Below are 19,005 nucleotides of genomic sequence, written 5' to 3' on the forward strand. Positions count from 1 at the left end.
TAACTATCAATAAGCATACCTAAACTAAAGCAACTTTAAAATATCATCAACATACTCTCGGTTGTTAGCTAAACGAGGCACTTTATGTTGACCACCGAGCTTACCTTTTTCTTTCAGCCATTTATAAAAAGTGTCTTTTGGTGCATTGTGGACTGTAGGTCTTTTCAGTGCCATGTCCTTAAAACGTTTGGCGTCGTAATCAGAATTTACTTCACGTAAAGTATCATCCATTACATCTACAAATTGTTCAAAATCTGTCGGCTGCTGCTCAAACTCAATAATCCACTCGTGGCCACCTGCTTCTTCGCCACTAAAGTAAATAGGGCAGGCAGTGTAATCTTTTATTTTGGCATTAGTTGCAGCACAAGCTTTCGTTAATGCGTTTTCAGCATTATCTATAATCACTTCCTCACCAAAAGCATTAATGAAATGTTTGGTGCGCCCAGTAATCTTAATCCTAAAAGGATTTATAGAAGTAAATTGAACAGTATCTCCAATTAAATAACGCCACAAACCAGCATTGGTACTAATGATGATAGCATAATTTTTGTTCAGCTCTACTTGGTCTAACGAAAGCGTTTTAGGATTTTCATCATCTAAATGTTCTATTGGTAAAAATTCGTAGTAGATACCATAGTCCAACATCAGCAATAGCTCTTCAGAATAAGATTGGTCTTGTATGCCGAAGAAACCTTCCGAGGCGTTGTAGGTCTCCAAATAATACATATCTGGAGATGGAATGAGCTCTTTGAATTGCGCTCTGTAAGGTGCAAAATTCACCGCTCCGTGGAAATAAGCTTCAAGATTTGGCCAAACTTCCAACAAATTTTTGGTGCCAGTAATTTCCATTACTTTTTTTGCCAGAACAATAGTCCAAGTAGGTACGCCAGAAATGTTTGTTACATTTTCTTTGATGGTTGCCTCGGCCATACGGTCTATCTTTTCCTCGTAGTTATCCATCAAGGCGATAGACATATTTGGCGTACGATAATACTCGGCCCAAACCGGTAAGTTTTTAATCAGTACGGCAGATAAATCTCCAAAATGGATGTCTTCACAAAGCTGATTAATTTGATGGCTTCCACCTAAAACTAAACCTTTTCCAGTAAACATTTGTGCATTGGGGCGGTTGTTGCAATAGATGGAAAGCATGTCCTTACCACCTTTAAAATGGCATTCTTCCAATGCTTCCTCAGATACTGGAATGAATTTACTTCTATCGCTAGTAGTGCCTGATGATTTTGCAAACCACTTAATTTCTGAAGGCCACAAAATATTTTGTTCGCCTTGCAACATCCTTTCGATGTAAGGCTTAAGGGTGTCGTAATTTTGTATAGGTACTCGTTCCTTAAACTGTTGAACGGTTAAAATAGATTTGTAATCGTAACGCTTTCCCCACTCCGTGTTTTCTGCACTAGAAATTAGCGTGTGTAACCACTCATCCTGTACATCTAATGGGTATTTCATGAAAAGCTCAATCTGATGGATTCGCTTTTTCATATACCACGTAAAAATTGAATTTACTATCGCCATCAGATATTCTTTTATAGGTTTTTTCTACGTAGAACGAAGTTAGAACCTAGGTAAACCTTTCGTACCATTTCATTTGCTGCCAATACTTCTGGCGTTCCAGATTCTAAGATTTTACCTTCAAAAAGTAGATAAGCTCTGTCGGTAATGGATAAAGTTTCTTGTACGTTATGGTCGGTAATTAAAATGCCGATGTTTTTTTGCTTTAATTTGGCAACAATGCTCTGAATTTCTTCTACCGCGATAGGGTCAACTCCGGCAAAAGGTTCGTCTAATAAGATAAAGTTAGGATTAGCCGCCAATGCTCTAGCAATTTCGGTACGTCTGCGCTCACCACCAGAAAGTAAATCACCACGGTTTTTTCTCACCTTGTGTAAGCTAAATTCGTTGATGAGCTCTTCCAGTTTTTCCTTGCGTTCCTCTTTATTTAGTTTGGTCATTTCTAAAATGGCCATAATGTTATCTTCTACTGTTAGCTTGCGAAACACACTCGCTTCTTGCGCTAAATAACCAATCCCTTTTTGAGCACGGCGGTACATTGGGTCTTTGGTAATGTCTTCGCCATCTAAAAAAATATTGCCTTCATTTGGCTTAATCAAGCCCACAATCATGTAAAACGATGTTGTCTTTCCTGCCCCATTCGGCCCTAATAAACCCACAATTTCTCCTTGACTAACTTCAAATGAAACATCGTTAACAACAGTACGTTGCTTGTATTTTTTAATGAGATGCTCGGCTTTTAGAATCATTTATATTTACGATTTACGATATTAGATTTACGACTGACCACTGATACCTAACTACTTCAATCTAATTCCTTTTATATTTAGTTGTATTCGCTTTTTATCTTTCCAGTTATTTTCTTCTATCGTATAACAAATAGAAAATGGCTGGTTTGGTTTTAACAATTTTTCAAATTCTCCAAGATTAAAACCGATAGCTTCAAAAATAGTCGAATTTTGTTGTTTTACATTTATTTTTAGATGATTTGTACCCACAATTTGCGCAGCACTAGCTAGAGTCACATTTTTAGTGGTAAATACCGGTGCCATATTCAAAGGGCCAAATGGTGCCATTTGCGAAAGTACCCTGAAAAACTTGCCATTTATCTGTGCAAAATCTATTTCTGCATCAATGTTAATTTCTGGAATTAATAAGGCTGGATCTATGCTATTAGACACTACTTGTTCAAATCTATCAGCAAAAGTTGATAAATTTTCTGGCGCAATGGTTAAACCTGCCGCATATTTATGTCCACCAAATTGAATCAATAAATCGCTGCATTCTACCAAGGCTTCGTATAAGTCGTAGCCTACAACAGAGCGAGCTGAACCTGTATAATTACCGTTAGAATGAGTTAAAACGATGGTTGGTCGGTAGTATTTTTCCGTTAACCGAGAAGCCACAATGCCAATTACTCCTTTGTTCCAGCTTTCCTGAAACACCACCGTAGTTTTTCGATTAATCAATACTTCATCTTGTTCAATAATGGCCAGTGCTTCTAGGGTAATATCCTTATCGAAACTCTTACGTTCTGTATTTTGTAGGTTGATGAGCGCACTTTGTTCATCTGCAATAAAATCTTCTTCACTAAGCAGCATTTTCACTGCTTCGTTGGCATGTCCCATCCGCCCTGCGGCATTTATACGAGGGGCCAACATAAATACCACATCCATAATAGAGTAGTTTTCGGTTTTACCTGAAATCTGCATCAATGCTTTTAATCCAGTAGATGGATTTTCATTTAATTTAAGCAAGCCATAGTACGCCATCACTCGATTTTCATCTACAATGGGAACAATATCGGCAGCAATACTGACCATGCACAAGTCCAAATATCTTTCATACAGCTCGTCTGGTAAATCTTTGGCAATACAATAAGCTTGCGCCAGCTTAAAACCAATGCCACATCCCGAAAGTTCCTTAAATGGATATTCGCAATCGTTGCGTTTTGGGTCTAAAACAGCTACTGCGTTGGGTATTTCTGCTGCCGGCAAGTGGTGGTCGCAAATGATAAAATCGATGCCTAATGAATTTGCGTAGGCTACTTTATCATTAGAACGAATACCACAATCTAAAGCGATGATTAAATCAAAACCATTGGTGTTTGCATAATCAATGCCTTGTGTAGAAATTCCGTAGCCTTCGCTGTGTCTATCTGGGATATAGTAGGCAATATTTTTAGTGAACTGATGAAAAAATTGGTAAGCTAGCGCTACTGCAGTAGTTCCATCCACATCATAATCACCATAAATTAAAATTTTCTGCTCCTTGGAAATCGCTAAATCAATTCTGTCGATAGCAGCTTCCATATCCTTCATTAAAAACGGGTCGTGAAGGTGGGCTAATTGAGGCCTGAAAAAATGCCTAGCTTCTTCAAAAGTAGCTATACCACGGTTCACTAAGATTTCTGCTAGATTCCTATCTATGGTTAACTGATGGGATAGTTCATCTATTACCTCACGATTTGTATGTTGATGATGTACCCACCTTTTTTCCATTGTAGTTTTTATTTGTTTAGACGCATAATTATGCGTCTTTACTGGTTATGTTGACACACATGATTTTGTGTCTTTATTGGTTATCGTTGAGACACGTGATCATGTGTCTTTACATTTTTTATACTACGAAGACATATAATCGTGCGTCCTTAGTTATATTTGCAACCTGTAAATATATCATAAAATTCCCTACGTAAAAAGAGATGGCGATACAAGTTTTTACCTTATCAGAAGGTTCGTATTCAGTAGATGCAAGCAAGAAATTCGTGCCTTTCGATCCTGCCAAAGATAATCCGAAGGATAGACCTGCTTCTTTATTCATTAACGTTCAGCCATTTCTGGTAAAACTGGAAAACAGTTTGGTATTGTTTGATACGGGTTTAGGATATAGCAACGAGGAGGGTAAACTTCATTTGCATGAAAATATTAAAAAGGCTGGTTTCGACCCAGATGATGTAGAATTGGTATTAATGTCGCATTTACATTTCGACCATTCGGGCGGTATGGTGCATCATTACAATGGAAAAATGGAATTGAGTTTTCCTAATGCTACCTATGTAATGCAGCGTGGTGAATGGGAAACAGCTTTTTCTAGTAAATCTTCGTCATATCATACCGATATTTTCGATTTTGTACAACGCAATGCCCAAATTCATTTGATAGAAGATAGTGGTACTTTAACCGACGAAATCAGTTACGAATTTACTGGCGCACATTGTCCATATCATCAGGTATTTCTAATTGATGATGGAGAAGATAAGGTGTTTTTTGGTGGAGATGTATTGCCGGAACCAGAAGAATTGATTAGGAAATTTGTGGCTAAGTACGATTTTGATGGTCGCAAGGCGATGGAATTGAGAGACGAATTTGGTCGTAAAGCAGCAGCAGAAAAGTGGAAATGCCTTTTTTATCACTCTAAGTCAAAAACGCAGGCTTTTGTAGAATTCGAAGACGAAAAGTTTAAAATTATTTAGGTTGAAATTGAAAGATAACTATTTAAGGAAAATTTAATATTTCCCAACTCCTTAAAGTTTTACAATTTTACTTATAGAGAGCTTTATTTTTTTATGAAAAATTAAGGAATTAAGATTAGTTAAGAAAAGCTTAATGTTTCTTAATTTCTTAATGGTTTAAAATTGCTATTGATAGAAAAACCACTCTCCTCAAGCATTATTGAATAAAGACTAGCTACTAAAATCTTAATTTCCTAAATAAATACTTTTGATGATTTTAGTTTACCGCTTCCAGCAACTCCTTTAATCTGTCAATCGATAAAGGTTTCGAAATAAATCCCTTAACAGATTTGTAACTTTTTGCTTTTTCAATATCGTTCTCATAAACAGACGAAGAAAGCATATACATATCGTTATCTGCTTTTAGATCTAGGGCTTCAAAAGCTTCAATAAATTCCCAACCATTTAAAATAGGCATATTAATGTCTATCAAAACTAGGTCTGGTAAATTTTGGTTGTCCGATAAAAGGTCCTTAATGTAGTCGATGGCGAGCTGCCCATTATGTTTTGCGCATATTTCTACATCGTACCCTGTTTTCTCAACAATTTTGCTGATGATGAAAATGTTGATGTCGTCATCATCGATGACCAAGAGATTAATTTTAGAAGAAGGTGTACGTTGCATCTTGCTTTTATGAAATACTTGTTAACCGCTGTGAAAGTATATTTCATAAGTGGATTACTAAAGATACATTAAATTATTTAACAAAAAAAAATCCAAGTTATACTTGGATTTCTAAATACCTATTTAATAGGATATTATTTTTTTGCTACTAATTTAACAGCGAGAGTGAAATCATCATAGATGAAGTTATCGCCAATACTACTGAAGATAGATTTTGATTTGTATTCGATACCATATTTAGTTCTGTCTACAGTTATTTTTTCAGCAACAGCAGTTACAGTTTTATCTGCATTCCAAGTAAGTTTTGCTGGGAAAGAGATAGAGTTGGTTTTTCCTTTGATAGTTAAATCTCCAGTGATTTTTACATCTGTACCAGTGCCTTCAACTTTTTTGATTACGAAGTTCGCTGCTGGGAATTTTTCTACACCAAAGAAATCATCATTTTTCAAATGCTTGTCTAAATTCGGGCTTGGTTTGTCACCATCCATAGTTTGTATAGAGGTCATATTAGCAATAAAACCGCCACCTGCTAAATTTTTACCGTTAAATTGTAAGTTTCCAGAAGTTAAAGCGATAGTTCCAGTGTGTGAACCAGAGAATTTTTTACCTTCCCAGTTTACAGTAGATTTAGTTACGTCTACAGTGTAAACATCAGCCTTTGGCTTAAAAGCGAAGAAAGAAAAGCTAGCCACAAGAGCTAACATTAAAATAGAAGTGATTTTTAATTTCATTGTTGAATAATTTATAGTTAGCGTAAAGGTATCTAATTTTAAAATGAATTGGCGTTGACCTATGTTAAGATTTTACAATTTTGTGTAGGTGTTTAGTTTGTTTGCTGGTTAGTTGTTTAGGAAATATGTTGCCAAGCATAAGATTTTGATTATTGGAGCTTGATTAATTTAATTTATTTGAATGCCACCTTTAAGTCATTTAGTATCAGTAAAGTGAAAACAAGCTAAGCTTGTCCGCCTTATTTTCGTTAAATTAGCGGCTTTACAAAGCGAAATAAATGTCTGATATCATCCAACTTTTACCCGATAGTGTAGCCAATCAAATTGCGGCAGGAGAAGTAGTGCAGAGGCCGGCTTCGGCGGTAAAGGAATTGCTTGAGAACGCTTTAGATGCCGGTGCCGATAAGATACAGCTCATTGTTAAAGATGCTGGTAAGGCACTTCTTCAGGTAATAGACAACGGCTGTGGCATGAGTGTTACCGATGCCCGTATGTGCTTCGAGCGTCATGCAACCTCAAAAGTTCGCAAGGCAGAAGATTTATTCGCTATCCGTACTATGGGTTTTAGAGGCGAGGCAATGGCTTCAATTGCGGCAATTGCCCAAGTAGAAATGAAGACCAAACGTCACGAAGATGAAGTAGGAACTCTGATAGAAATAGAAGGTTCTTCGATTGTAAAACAAGAGCCCACAGCATCTTCAAATGGCACCAGCATTTCGGTAAAAAACCTATTCTACAATACACCAGCCCGACGTAATTTCTTAAAGAGCAATCCCACCGAAATGCGTTACATCATCGACGAGTTTCAGCGTGTAGCTTTAGCAAAACCACACATCGCTTTTAGTTTGCATCATGATGGTAACGAGATTTTCCGTTTGCCAGCAGCAACCATCAAGCAGCGTATTGTACATTTATTTGGCAACAATTATAATGAACGTTTAATTCCTGTTGAGGAAGAAACTACCATTATTAACCTAAAAGGCTATATCGGTAAGCCCGAGTTTGCAAAGAAAACCCGTGGCGAGCAATTCTTTTTCGTTAATGATAGATTCATTAAGGATAATTATCTAAACCATGCTGTAAATAAGGCATATTCAGAGTTATTACCTGATGATAATTTTCCTTTATATGTGCTTTTTATTGAGATTGACCCATCTAAGATTGACGTAAATGTGCATCCAACAAAAACGGAAATCAAATATTTGGATGAAAAATCGATTTATGCTATTATCCATTCGGCAGTAAAGAGAAGTTTGGGCAGATTTAATATCAGTCCTACTTTAGATTTTAACCAAGAAACTGCTTTTAGCAATATGATTACGCATAAAGCTCCAGAAGATATTGTGCCGCCAAGTATTGCCTTCAATCCAGATTTTAATCCTTTCAGCTCGCCAAAAGCACCATCGGCACCAAGAGATAATTCAACTTATTTTAAGGAACAATATCAGCCTAAAGAAGTAAGCCAAAATTGGGGCTCGCTTTACGAAATAGCAAACTATCAGCAGGCAGCGCAAGCTACTATTGAGCTAGATGATGAGAAGGAGGAGGAAATGCCAGCAGTAATGAACAAGCTCTATATGCAGATTCATAATCGCTATATCGTTTCACAAATTAAATCTGGTGTAATGGTCATCGACCAACAAGCCGCTCACGAACGTATTTTGTACGAACGTTTCCTGTTGCATTTGGAAGATAGAAAAGGAGCTTCGCAACAAAGTCTGTTCCCGCAAACAGTAAACCTAAGCCCTGGAGATTTCGAATTGGCTAAAAGTTTGTTGGAGGATATCAAGAGCTTAGGTTTCGATGTTCGGGAGTTCGGTAAAAATACATTGGTTATAGAAGGTATTCCGGTTGATTTGGGCAGTACCAATATTAACGAAACGCAACTTTTTGAACATCTAATTGAAGGTTTCAAAAATTCGCAGCAAGAATTAAAGTTAACCAAGCGGGATGCTTTGGCAAGGAGTATGGCTAGAAATAGTGCGATTAAAGCGGGTACAGCATTGAGCCAGCAAGAAATGAACACGCTGATTGATGAGCTTTTTGCCTGTAAGACTCCAAATTTCAGTATCAATGGCAAGTCAGCTATACAAACCATAACTTTGGCGGAGCTTGCTCAAAAATTTGAAAAATAATGATGAATGGGATTAATATACCGCCAGTTGTAAAAAACCTGTTAATTATTAATGGGATTTTCTTTTTGGCAACGTTGGTGTTTGAACAGCAAGGAAAAGATTTAGCTGATATTTTGGGAGCACATTATTTTGATTCGCCTAAGTTTCGAATTTGGCAGCCAATTACTTATATGTTTATGCATGGTAGTTTTCAGCATATATTCTTTAATATGTTCGGGCTGTTTATGTTTGGAGGTATTTTGGAGCAGAAGTGGGGCGCTAAAAAGTTCATCAACTTTTATTTTATAACAGGTTTAGGAGCTTTAGCCTTGCAATGGGTAGTACAAGGAATAGAACTATATCAAATTACTGGAGCTGTAATTAATCATGGTAACTTACCGCTCGATATGTTGGCAGAGGGAAAATACAATCCTGCCGTATATACAGATAGCCAAGCTTCTACGTTACATGCGGTTTACTTTGGTGGTATGGTAGGAGCTTCTGGAGCAATTTTCGGTATCATGACAGCTTTTGCGGTAATTTATCCAAATATGGAAATGATGTTAATTTTTGTTCCTTTTCCAGTAAAAGCCAAATATTTTATACCAATTTACATCGTTATAGAATTGTTTTTAGGTGTAGCACGTATACCTGGTGACACTGTAGCGCACTTCGCACATTTAGGTGGTGCATTAATTGGTTTCATTTTAGCTAAAATATGGAACGATAAAGACAGATTTTATAAATACTATGAATAACAACGGTTTTAAAGAGATTACCGATAAGGTTTTCAAATCAGGCAATCCAGCAATGCTTTACATTGGAATCAATGTGATTGTATTTTTACTGGTTGGCATTGGTTCTTTGTTTTTGGCAAGAGGATTGGGAGATGATTTGATACGCCAATACTTGGCATTTCCAGCTGATTTTTCTCAATGGCCAGTTCGTTTTTATACATTCGTAACCTATGTTTTTTTTCATAAAGGCTTATTTCACATTTTATTTAATTTGCTTTGGTTGTATTGGATGGGGAATCTTTTTTTAGATTTCTTAAAACCTAGACAGTTCCAAGTCGTTTATTGGGGAGGAGCAATTGCTGGGGCTTTAGCCTTTGCTTTAATTTATAATTTGAGTCCGCAATTAAATGCTGGCGGTGCCACCTTAATTGGTGCTTCTGCTGCGGTAATGGCTATTTTTAGTGCCGTTGCTACATTGGTTCCAAACTACAGTATACGTTTGCTGCTTTTTGGAGATGTAAAGTTAAAATACTTATTGCTGGTTTATATACTGATTGATATTGTGGGTACTTCTCCCGGGTCAGGAAATATTGGTGGAAGTTTAGCGCACTTGGGAGGCGCTTTGTTCGGCTTTGTTTTTATTAAGCTACTTCAAAATGGAACTGATTTAAGCAACTTTTTAGTAAAGAAGCCTACATTAAAAGTGATTAAAAACAACGCTCCGAAAAAGAAAACAGTAGTGTCAAATCAAGCCGAAATTGATGCGATTTTAGATAAGATTTCGAAAAGTGGCTACGACAAATTGACAACTAAAGAGAAACAAATTTTATTCGACGCGAGCAAAAATTAATGAGTAACAAAGTAAAGCTTTCTTTATTAGATAGGTTCATCCTTTTCTTCGCTGTGCTTGCAGCAATTGGGTTGGGCGTAGGCATGCTTGCTGGTCAAACCGATCCTAGAGATGAAATTTGGATTGCATTTGCGGGTTTAGCTTATCCTTTTTTATTGATAGCAAATTTGCTTTTTGTACTGTTGTGGTTTCTTCGCCGCAGAGTGCTGTTCGGTATTGCTACGCTTGCTTTTATCGCCCTTGGCTGGAAAACTTTTACCGCAACTTTTCAGTTTTTTGGTGAAGAAGGAAGTACGGTAAAGGATAGTGAACACTATGTAAGAATGATGACTTATAATGTGCATCAATTCAAAAAATATGGAGAAAATAATGATGTTTCTACCAAAGACCAAATTATTAAAGTCATCGAAAATCAGCACCCGGACATTATCTGTTTTCAAGAATTTTTTACCAGACGAAAAGGTGAATACGATTTGATAGACAGTATTAAAAAGAGACTGAAGTTAAAACACTACTACTTTGTGCCTTCTGTAGACAACAATTATGAAGCGGCAGGTTTGGCCATTTTTTCTCGCTATCCTATTAAAGATAAAGGAAAGGTTTCGTTTGGTGAATTTGCAGGAAATGGAAGCATTTATGCAGACGTTGATGTAAAGGGACAGGTTTTTCGAATTTATAATGTTCATTTTCAGTCCATTTCTTTTCAAAAAGAAGATTACGAATATATAGACAAGGTAGCGAAGAAAATGGGGCCTGAGTATAAATCTTCCAGAAGGATTGCTGGGATGCTTAAAGCCGCTTTTCAGAGAAGAAGTGAGCAAGTTGCGATGATGAAAAGCGAAATGCAACATTGCAAAATACCGTATGTAATTGCTGGAGATTTCAATGATACGCCTGCTTCTTATTGCGTGGGCCAAATTACACATTCGTTAAAAAATTCTTTTAAAGAAAAGGGACGAGGCTTTGGCAAAACATATAACGGAGCTTTTCCGAATTTTCAAATAGATTATATTGCCACCACAAAAGATTTCGATGTTATCAATCATCATATTTCACAAGATAAGCTATCGGATCATTTCCCTGTGAGAAGTGATTTGAGACTTAATTTCTCGCTACAAAACGATGATGAGGATTATTAACACATTAGCTTCTACTTGTTAATGTTTCCCCGAAATATAAAGTCTAGAAAGATTAAGCGATGTTAAGTGTTAGCGAAGTTGTAGTATTTTTGTTTACTAAACCCGGTTGCAGCGAACACGATCCCGATCTAAAATCGGGTGAGTAAAGCGGAAAACGGGGCTTTCGGAAACCAAGAAATACTGAAATTGCTTTTCAAAAAGGAAAAAACCTAAGCATCTAAGATTAAATTTAGACATTGTCTTAACATCTTTTACTATCTAAAAATTATACATTTGCAACATGATACAAGAGTTACAGTTATACAACACATTAACCCGTAAAAAGGAAGTTTTTGAACCTATAAATGCACCAAATGTTGGTATGTATGTATGCGGTCCAACCGTTTACAGTGATGTTCATTTGGGTAACTGTCGTACTTTCATTTCATTCGATTTAATTTTCCGTTACCTTAAATATAGTGGTTATAAGGTGCGTTATGTGCGCAATATTACCGATGCTGGCCACTTAGAAGGTGATAGGGATGAGGGCGATGATAAATTTGCAAAACGTGCTAAATTGGAGCAATTGGAGCCAATGGAAATTGTGCAAAAATATACTTTGGGTTTTCACGATGTACTAAGGATGTTTAATACGCAGCCTCCTAGTATTGAGCCAACTGCAACGGGGCATATCATTGAGCAAATCGAAATGGTGAAAAAAATCATCGATAATGGCTATGGCTATGAAGTAGATGGCACCATTTATTTTGATGTAGAGAAATATAGCAAAGAATATAATTACACCATTTTAACGAACCGCAAACTAGAAGACCTTTTAGAAAATACTAGAGAGTTAAGTGGTCAGGATGATAAAAAAGGACGTTTAGATTTTGCGCTTTGGATTAAGGCCAAACCAGAAACTTTAATGCAATGGCAATCACCATGGGGCATGGGCTTTCCAGGATGGCATATTGAATGCTCTGCCATGAGCGCTAAATATTTGGGCAGCGAGTTTGATATTCATGGTGGTGGAATGGATTTAGCGGCAACGCATCATACCAACGAAATTGCACAATCAGAAGCTTGTTCAAGTCATCAGCCAGCAAAATATTGGATGCACACCAATATGCTTACGGTAAATGGTACCCGCATGTCTAAATCTGCTGGCAATGGTTTTTTACCGGGAGAATTGTTCACTGGGGACCATCCGCTGCTGCGTAAAGGTTATAGCCCAATGACGGTTAAATTCTTTATGTTGCAAGCACATTATCGCAGTACTTTAGATTTTAGCAATGATGCGTTGGAAGCTTCGGAAAAAGGCTTTAGAAGATTGATGAACGCTGTAGCATTATTGCCAAAATTGGTAGCTTCTACTGATGGAAATGTGGCTATTGACCCTATCAAGGAAAACTGTGTAAATGCCATGAATGATGACTTCAATAGTCCGGTAGCTATTGCGGAATTATTCGAAGCCGCCAGAATTATCAATACGGTTTATGATGGTTCTGCTAAAATTACCGCAGAGGAGCTAGAGAAGTTAAAAGCATTAATCAACGATTTTGTATTTGAAATTTTTGGATTGAAAGATGAAGAAAGTAGTAATCTAGAATTGAATGAAATTTTGGAAATGGTAATTGACCTTCGTAAAGAAGCAAAAGAAAATAAAGATTATGCTACTTCAGATTCTATACGTTTGGGACTGCAAAAAATTGGCATCCAATTAAAAGATAGTAAAGAAGGCACTACTTGGAGTAAAATGTAAAAGATTACTCGTCATTGCGAGGAGGTACGACGAAGCAATCTTAATGCGTAAAAATTAAATAATATAATGAAATTCAATCGGATAATTGTATCGTTTTTGGCTCTGTTGGCGCTACAGTCCTGCCAGCAAAATAAGCCAACAGACGAAGTAGCAACAGCTGAAGTAAACCTGCAATCTCCAAATTTCGATGCAGATAGTGCTTATGCCTATACCAAAGCTCAGGTAGATTTTGGCCCTCGTATTCCATCTACACCAGCACATGCTAAAACTGCAGAATATTTGGTAGCAAAGCTGAAATCTTTTGGTGGCGAGGTGTCTGTTCAGCAAGCTACGGCAAAAACTTATGATGGTAAAACGCACCAGCTTAAAAACATCATAGCTGCTTTTTATCCAGAAAAAACAAAACGAGTTTTGATTACTGCCCATTGGGATGCACGTCCTTTTTCGGATGAAGATCCTAACATGGGAATGAGGGATAAACAATTTGATGCTGCTAATGATGGTGCCAGCGGAGTGGCAGTAATTTTGGAAATGGCTCGTCAAATTCAACAAAAACAACCAGAAGTAGGCGTAGATTTTATCTTATGGGATTTGGAAGATTACGGAAGTGCTAATGATGAAACTACCCATGAAACCACCTGGTGTTTAGGATCCCAACATTGGGCTAAAAGCCAGTCAGTAAAGGGGTATAAGCCATTGTTTGCCATTAACTTAGATATGGTGGGTGGTGCAAATGCACAATTTACACAAGATGAAGTTTCTAGAAAATACGCACCAAGTGTAATCAGCAAAGTTTGGAGCATTGCTAGCGAAATAGGTTATGGTAACTATTTTATCAACGTAACTTCTGGCACATTAATAGACGACCACTATTGGATTAATCAGGCTGGAATTCCCGCTATCGATATCATCCATTATTCTGATGCGTCAGGTTTTTACAGCAATTGGCATACACAATTAGATAACTTAAATAACATCGATAGAAATACGTTGAAAGCAGTTGGACAAACAGTGCTGGAAACAATTTATAGAGAAAAATTTAGTCAATAGTTGATAGTTCTATGGTCGATAGCTATTATTTATCGACCATAAATCTATCATCCAATAGTCGAAATGTGTAATTGTTAATTACTTTTTATTCTTCAAAGGAGTTCAAATTTTAAATTCGTAACACAAAAAATAATCATGAACAAAATATATCTTTCAATATTAGCAGTTGCCGTAACTGCAAACGTATATGCACAAAAGTCGGATGGTACGGTAAAATCTTTAGTAAATACCGAAAAGGCATTTGCTCAAAAAGCTGCAAAAAGTGGTGTAAATGCTGCTTTTACAGAATTTTCAGCACCTGATGGTATCGTTTTCCGTCCAAATGCAATCAATGCTAAGAAATTCTTCGCAACTGCTCCAGATACTAAAGAACTAACTTGGGAGCCTAACTATGCTCGTTTATCTAAAAGCAGAGACTGGGGTTTTACATCTGGTTCTTACATTGCTGGAGGCGAGAAAAAAACTTTTGGTCATTATTTATCAGTGTGGAGAGGTAAAGACGGAGAATGGCAGTTGATTATTGATTTGGGTGCAGATGCAATTAAACCAATTAAAGGAAAAGAACCTAAAAATCTATTTATAGAGCCAGTTGGTACTCATAGCCCAAAATTTGCTTCTGCAAAAGATTTAAAAACAGCAACTGATATTATCTATAGCACAGAAAAAACCTTAAATACTATGCTTAAAACTCACGGAGTTCAAGCTTTTTCTGGTTTTATTAATCCTGATGCTCGTTTGTTGTTTCCAGGAACTGAAGCAATTATTGGTAAGGACGGAATTTTAGCATTTAATAACCGAGTAATCGATAAAATTAACCTGAAAACTACTCAGGCTGACAAGGCTTTAGGTGGAGACTTTGCTTATACTTACGGTTTAGCAACTATCGATTACAAAGCAGATTTACGTGAAAGTTTTAATTATGTGTTTATTTGGGAGCGACAAGCAGATGCAAATTGGAATATCATTGCTCAGATATTTACTGTTGCAGAAAGGTAATTAATCAAACCAAATATCAAATATAAATTAAGGATTTTAACGTCAGTTGAAATCCTTTTTTAGTTTTACAGCCTTTTAAATCCAATATTTTTAAGTAAAACTATTATACTTGTAGCTATCCTTTTTTACGTATTAGTTCGTTAATTTAGATATGATGAGAAAATTTATACTTCCTATTTTATTACTAGCCGTTACCATTCAAATTTCATTTGCCCAAAAAAAGACTGTACTTTTTGAAGTGCAGGGCAACCGTGGCGCAAGAGGTTTAATGCCAGAAAATACTATTCCTAGTATGATTAAAGCTTTGGAAAATGGAGCAACTACATTAAAGATGGAAGTCGTGATTACCAAAGATAAACAGGTGGTGGTTTCTCAGGAACCTTATTTTAATCACACCATCAGTATTTCCCCCAGCGGTGAAGAAATTACTTTAAAGAACGAGAAGAAATTCAACATCTATAAAATGAATTACGATGAGGTTAGACAGTTCGATGTAGGTTCAAAGCCAAATGCTCGTTTTCCGCACCAAGAAAAATTTAGGGTAGAAAAGCCTTTGCTTAATGATTTGATAGATAAAGTTGAAATTTTTTCGGCCAAGAAAAAGAAAACTAAACCACACTATAATATAGAGACAAAGCTAATCCGTAAAGGCGATGGAGAGTTTCAGCCAAGTCCAGAAGAGTATGTGGAATTGGTAATGGAAATCATTAAAACGAAGAAGTTAGAGAAACGAGTAACGATTCACTCTTTTGATATCCGTAGCTTGCAATATCTCCATGAAAAATATCCTCATATACCAACTTCATTAGGTATTGATGAGAAAGAAGATTTCGAAAATAACATCAAAGCTTTGGGGTTTACCCCGACAATTTATAGTCCATATATGCCTTTGGTGGGCAAAGGTTTGGTAGATAAGTGCCATGCTGCGGGTGTAAAAATTATCCCGTGGACGGTGAACACAGTGAAAGATATCGTTTATCTCAAAAACCTAGGTGTTGACGGTATCGTAACCGATTACCCAAATTTAATGACGGAATTAAAGTAGTGTTGAGTAAAAACCATTAAGAAATTAAGAAACATTAAGGGGTAACTCTTAATTCATCTTCATTTCTTAATGGTTAATTAAAATGCTAAATTCTCTCGGCTTTATACCCAATCTTCGATAAAGATTTTATCAAATCAGCCTCGTCAATATGCTCTCCTTCTATGGTCAAAACCTTATCGGGATTTTCCGTGTCTACTGACCAGCTATTTACATTTTCTTGCTCGTTAAGTACTGGTGTAACTTTGGCAACACAAGCGCCGCAGTTTATCGTTGTTTTAAATTTTAATGTATCCATTTGTTAAGTAAAATTTTAAAAGTAAAAATTAAAAAGTTTTTGAGTAGTTCGTTAAGCTGCTGTTGATTTTGAAATTAACCGATTTAAACAATTAATCAGTTAAACTTTATATTTCAATCTCAAACTATTGCTCACTACACTTACCGAGCTTAATGCCATTGCCGCACCAGCCCACATGGGGTCTAATAAAAATCCATTAATTGGAAATAATATGCCGGCCGCAATTGGAATGCCAATAATATTATAAATAAATGCCCAGAATAGATTCTGTTTAATCGCTTGAACTGTGTTTTTAGATAAATGTATCGCCTCTGGAATTTTCGTCAAATCAGAAGAAATAATCGTCATTTTTGCTACGTCCATGGCAATATCGCTTCCTTTGCCCATCGCAATACTTACATCGGCTTGGGCAAGTGCCGTACTATCATTTATACCATCGCCCACCATCGCTACAACCTTGCCGCTCTCTTGAAGTTTTTTCGTAAAAGCAGCTTTGTCGGCAGGTAATACATTTGCTCTATATTCATTAATACCAAGTTGGTCGGCTACTGCTCTAGCAGTCTGTTCATTATCACCAGTGAGCATATAAACCGTAATTCCATCTTTTTGCAGCTGCTGTACAGCTTGTTTAGAAGTAGCTTTAATTTGGTCGGCGATAGCAATGGCAGCGAGCACTCTTTTATTGTTACAGAAAAGCACTAACGTTTGGGCAGCTTCCAATTGTTGGTCAACCCAGTTTTTAACTTCTGACGAGATTTCAACCTCTCGCTTTTTGACTAGCAGTTCGTTGCCAATAATGTAGACGCTTTGCTCAAACTTTCCTTCTATACCTTGTCCGCTGATGTTTTCTACAGCAATGCCCTGTAAGAACTGAGACTTATCTTTTAAGTGTTCGGTAATCGCATCTGCTAAAGGATGCTCCGATGATTTTTCAATGCTATAAAGAATGTTCTGATGTTGTTCATTAAATTCTTCGAACCATTTAATAGCAGTTACTTTCGGCTTGCCTTCGGTAATGGTACCCGTTTTATCAAGGATAATGGCATTTACCTTCTTTGCCAGTTCTAAGCTTTCTGCATCCTTAATTAAAATACCTTTTTCTGCACCTTTGCCCACACCAACCATGATGGCTGTAGGCGTAGCCAAACCTAAAGCACAAGGACAGGCGATTACCAATACCGTTACAAAAGCAACAATGCCTTGGCTTAAACCGCTCTCACCACCTAAAATCATCCAAATTAGTAAGCTTAAAATAGCAATGCCAATTACAATCGGGACAAACACAGCGGCAATTTTATCCACTAATTTTTGCACAGGCGCTTTACTGCCTTGCGCATCTTCCACCATTTTAATGATGTGGGCCAAAATAGTATCGCTTCCAACTTTTTCGGCTTTAAACTGAAAACTTCCTTTTTGATTAATTGTTCCCCCAAACACAGCAGACCCTTCGGTTTTCGAAACAGGAATCGGTTCGCCACTAATCATACTTTCATCAAGATAAGAACTGCCATTAACCACCAATCCATCAACGGCAATACGCTCGCCAGGTTTCACTAAAAGGATGTCACCAACATTAACTGAGCTGATAGAAACTTGCATTTGATGCCCGTTCTCATGAACTATCGTAACATGTTTAGGTTGTAAGCCAATCAACTTTTTAATGGCTGATGAAGTATTTCCCTTCGCTTTTTCTTCCAATAGCTTTCCTAGAAGGATAAATGCAATGACAATACCAGCCGCCTCAAAATAAACATGAGAATGAATGCCCATGCGGTGCATAAAATCTGGGAATAATGTAATGAGTACGCTGTAGATATAAGCTGTTCCGGTACTTATGGCAACTAAAGTGTCCATATTCGCAGAGCGATGTTTAGCCTGCTTCCAAGCGCCTACAAAAAACTGACTGCCATAAATGAAAATCATTGGCGTAGCTAAAGCCCACATGATGTAGTTTCCATAAGGCATATCCATAAAAAACATCCCAATAACAAATAAAGGAACAGCTAAAATTAATGCGCCGATAGCTCGTTTTCTTAATGCCTGATATTGATTTGCCTTGATGTCAGCAAGCGATTCTTTTGCTTCGTTACTGTCGTCGATAAGCAAGTCATAACCTGCAGCTTGCACTGCTTCTTTCATTGCTTGTGCCGTTACCAAGCTAGGAATGTATTCTACCTTTGCCGAAGTATTCGCATAATTTACTTCTGCTTTTACCACACCAACCTGATTATTTAAAGTAGCTTCCGTATTAGCCGCACAAGAAGCGCAAGACATATTGGTAACAGGAAATGTTTGTTTAACAGTAGTTACCTCATAACCTAAATCTCTAATCTGTTTCACGGCAGCTTGTACTGCTTCTTCTGGATATTTTTTAGCCGTAATTAAAGCTCTGTGGTTATTCAATTCTACTGTGTGAGAAGTGATTTCTTTGATTTCTGATAGTCCTTTGTCGACGATGAGCGCACAATGTTCACTGTCTACATTTTCTAAAGGAATATATATAGGGTTTTCCGTTTTCATGGTTTTCTTTAATGAAACAAAATTAGCTACACAGAATCAGGTGTACGTTACATTATTCCCTTAAACCTTTACATCTTTGCCCATGTATAAAATCTGTACATCTTCTGATTACTTATAA

Annotated in this window: 16 protein-coding genes; 9 read left to right on the forward strand and 7 right to left on the reverse strand. The window is 36.9% G+C overall.

What is annotated here, in order from left to right; all coding sequences use genetic code 11:
* Positions 1-24: 24 nt before the first annotated feature.
* From CRO54_RS20720 to recJ, 3 genes are read right to left on the reverse strand one after another with little or no spacing between them, the layout of a single operon-like run.
* Complete coding sequence (locus CRO54_RS20720) at positions 25-1,533, reverse strand: GH3 auxin-responsive promoter family protein (protein WP_097134020.1); 1,509 nt, start codon at positions 1,531-1,533, stop codon at positions 25-27.
* Between the two features lie 11 nt (positions 1,534-1,544).
* Positions 1,545-2,279: an LPS export ABC transporter ATP-binding protein gene (gene lptB, locus CRO54_RS20725; RefSeq protein ID WP_097134021.1), complete on the reverse strand. Its 735-nt coding sequence runs from the start codon at positions 2,277-2,279 to the stop codon at positions 1,545-1,547.
* 51 nt (positions 2,280-2,330) lie between these two features.
* Entirely contained in the window at positions 2,331-4,031 is a 1,701-nt protein-coding gene (recJ, locus tag CRO54_RS20730) for a single-stranded-DNA-specific exonuclease RecJ (protein ID WP_097134022.1), read from the reverse strand.
* Positions 4,032-4,240: 209 nt separating this feature from the next.
* Between recJ and CRO54_RS20735 the strand changes: the two genes are divergently transcribed.
* A complete protein-coding gene (locus CRO54_RS20735; RefSeq protein WP_097134069.1) occupies positions 4,241-5,005 on the forward strand; it encodes an MBL fold metallo-hydrolase in 765 nt (254 codons plus the stop codon).
* Between the two features lie 256 nt (positions 5,006-5,261).
* On the opposite strand, the gene CRO54_RS20740 is transcribed toward CRO54_RS20735, so the two are convergent.
* Positions 5,262-5,669, reverse strand: coding sequence for a response regulator (locus CRO54_RS20740; RefSeq protein WP_097134023.1), 408 nt, complete (start codon positions 5,667-5,669; stop codon positions 5,262-5,264).
* Between the two features lie 134 nt (positions 5,670-5,803).
* Complete coding sequence (locus tag CRO54_RS20745; protein ID WP_097134024.1) at positions 5,804-6,400, reverse strand: YceI family protein; 597 nt, start codon at positions 6,398-6,400, stop codon at positions 5,804-5,806.
* Positions 6,401-6,678: 278 nt separating this feature from the next.
* Here CRO54_RS20745 and mutL point away from each other — a divergent pair, with 278 nt between their 5' ends.
* The 8 genes from mutL (at position 6,679) to CRO54_RS20785 (ending at position 16,072) form a co-directional block, all read left to right on the forward strand.
* Positions 6,679-8,535: a DNA mismatch repair endonuclease MutL gene (gene mutL, locus CRO54_RS20750; protein ID WP_097134025.1), complete on the forward strand. Its 1,857-nt coding sequence runs from the start codon at positions 6,679-6,681 to the stop codon at positions 8,533-8,535.
* 2 nt (positions 8,536-8,537) lie between these two features.
* Positions 8,538-9,272: a rhomboid family intramembrane serine protease gene (locus CRO54_RS20755; protein ID WP_097134070.1), complete on the forward strand. Its 735-nt coding sequence runs from the start codon at positions 8,538-8,540 to the stop codon at positions 9,270-9,272.
* A complete protein-coding gene (locus tag CRO54_RS20760; RefSeq protein ID WP_097134026.1) occupies positions 9,265-10,101 on the forward strand; it encodes a rhomboid family intramembrane serine protease in 837 nt (278 codons plus the stop codon). The genes CRO54_RS20755 and CRO54_RS20760 overlap by 8 nt, the downstream gene beginning before the upstream one ends.
* A complete protein-coding gene (locus CRO54_RS20765; protein ID WP_097134027.1) occupies positions 10,101-11,240 on the forward strand; it encodes an endonuclease/exonuclease/phosphatase family protein in 1,140 nt (379 codons plus the stop codon). Before CRO54_RS20760 ends, CRO54_RS20765 begins: the two co-directional genes overlap by 1 nt.
* A 280-nt stretch (positions 11,241-11,520) precedes the next feature.
* Positions 11,521-12,981, forward strand: a complete 1,461-nt coding sequence (gene cysS / locus CRO54_RS20770) for a cysteine--tRNA ligase (protein ID WP_097134028.1) — start codon at positions 11,521-11,523, stop codon at positions 12,979-12,981.
* Positions 12,982-13,047: 66 nt separating this feature from the next.
* Positions 13,048-14,031, forward strand: coding sequence for a M28 family peptidase (locus tag CRO54_RS20775; RefSeq protein ID WP_205944035.1), 984 nt, complete (start codon positions 13,048-13,050; stop codon positions 14,029-14,031).
* A gap of 135 nt (positions 14,032-14,166) precedes the next feature.
* Complete coding sequence (locus CRO54_RS20780) at positions 14,167-15,027, forward strand: DUF4440 domain-containing protein (protein ID WP_097134029.1); 861 nt, start codon at positions 14,167-14,169, stop codon at positions 15,025-15,027.
* A 154-nt stretch (positions 15,028-15,181) separates the two neighbouring features.
* Positions 15,182-16,072, forward strand: coding sequence for a glycerophosphodiester phosphodiesterase family protein (locus CRO54_RS20785; RefSeq protein ID WP_097134030.1), 891 nt, complete (start codon positions 15,182-15,184; stop codon positions 16,070-16,072).
* An 85-nt stretch (positions 16,073-16,157) separates the two neighbouring features.
* On the opposite strand, the gene CRO54_RS20790 is transcribed toward CRO54_RS20785, so the two are convergent.
* A complete protein-coding gene (locus CRO54_RS20790) occupies positions 16,158-16,367 on the reverse strand; it encodes a heavy-metal-associated domain-containing protein (RefSeq protein WP_097134031.1) in 210 nt (69 codons plus the stop codon).
* 99 nt (positions 16,368-16,466) lie between these two features.
* Entirely contained in the window at positions 16,467-18,887 is a 2,421-nt protein-coding gene (locus CRO54_RS20795; RefSeq protein WP_097134032.1) for a heavy metal translocating P-type ATPase, read from the reverse strand.
* Between the last annotated feature and the right edge of the window lie 118 nt (positions 18,888-19,005).

The organism is Pedobacter xixiisoli, from assembly GCF_900215335.1.
In the GTDB taxonomy this organism is placed as follows: Bacteria; Bacteroidota; Bacteroidia; order Sphingobacteriales; family Sphingobacteriaceae; genus Pedobacter; species Pedobacter xixiisoli.

Bases quoted from the DNA above. Each gene is read 5' to 3' on its own strand.
- CRO54_RS20720 (WP_097134020.1), bottom strand. From the start codon at position 1,533: ATGGCGATAGTAAATTCAATTTTTACGTGGTATATGAAAAAGCGAATC.
- lptB (WP_097134021.1), bottom strand. From the start codon at position 2,279: ATGATTCTAAAAGCCGAGCATCTCATTAAAAAATACAAGCAACGTACT.
- recJ (WP_097134022.1), bottom strand. From the start codon at position 4,031: ATGGAAAAAAGGTGGGTACATCATCAACATACAAATCGTGAGGTAATA.
- CRO54_RS20740 (WP_097134023.1), bottom strand. From the start codon at position 5,669: ATGCAACGTACACCTTCTTCTAAAATTAATCTCTTGGTCATCGATGAT.
- CRO54_RS20745 (WP_097134024.1), bottom strand. From the start codon at position 6,400: ATGAAATTAAAAATCACTTCTATTTTAATGTTAGCTCTTGTGGCTAGC.
- mutL (WP_097134025.1), top strand. From the start codon at position 6,679: ATGTCTGATATCATCCAACTTTTACCCGATAGTGTAGCCAATCAAATT.
- CRO54_RS20755 (WP_097134070.1), top strand. From the start codon at position 8,538: ATGAATGGGATTAATATACCGCCAGTTGTAAAAAACCTGTTAATTATT.
- CRO54_RS20760 (WP_097134026.1), top strand. From the start codon at position 9,265: ATGAATAACAACGGTTTTAAAGAGATTACCGATAAGGTTTTCAAATCA.
- CRO54_RS20765 (WP_097134027.1), top strand. From the start codon at position 10,101: ATGAGTAACAAAGTAAAGCTTTCTTTATTAGATAGGTTCATCCTTTTC.
- cysS (WP_097134028.1), top strand. From the start codon at position 11,521: ATGATACAAGAGTTACAGTTATACAACACATTAACCCGTAAAAAGGAA.
- CRO54_RS20775 (WP_205944035.1), top strand. From the start codon at position 13,048: ATGAAATTCAATCGGATAATTGTATCGTTTTTGGCTCTGTTGGCGCTA.
- CRO54_RS20780 (WP_097134029.1), top strand. From the start codon at position 14,167: ATGAACAAAATATATCTTTCAATATTAGCAGTTGCCGTAACTGCAAAC.
- CRO54_RS20785 (WP_097134030.1), top strand. From the start codon at position 15,182: ATGAGAAAATTTATACTTCCTATTTTATTACTAGCCGTTACCATTCAA.
- CRO54_RS20790 (WP_097134031.1), bottom strand. From the start codon at position 16,367: ATGGATACATTAAAATTTAAAACAACGATAAACTGCGGCGCTTGTGTT.
- CRO54_RS20795 (WP_097134032.1), bottom strand. From the start codon at position 18,887: ATGAAAACGGAAAACCCTATATATATTCCTTTAGAAAATGTAGACAGT.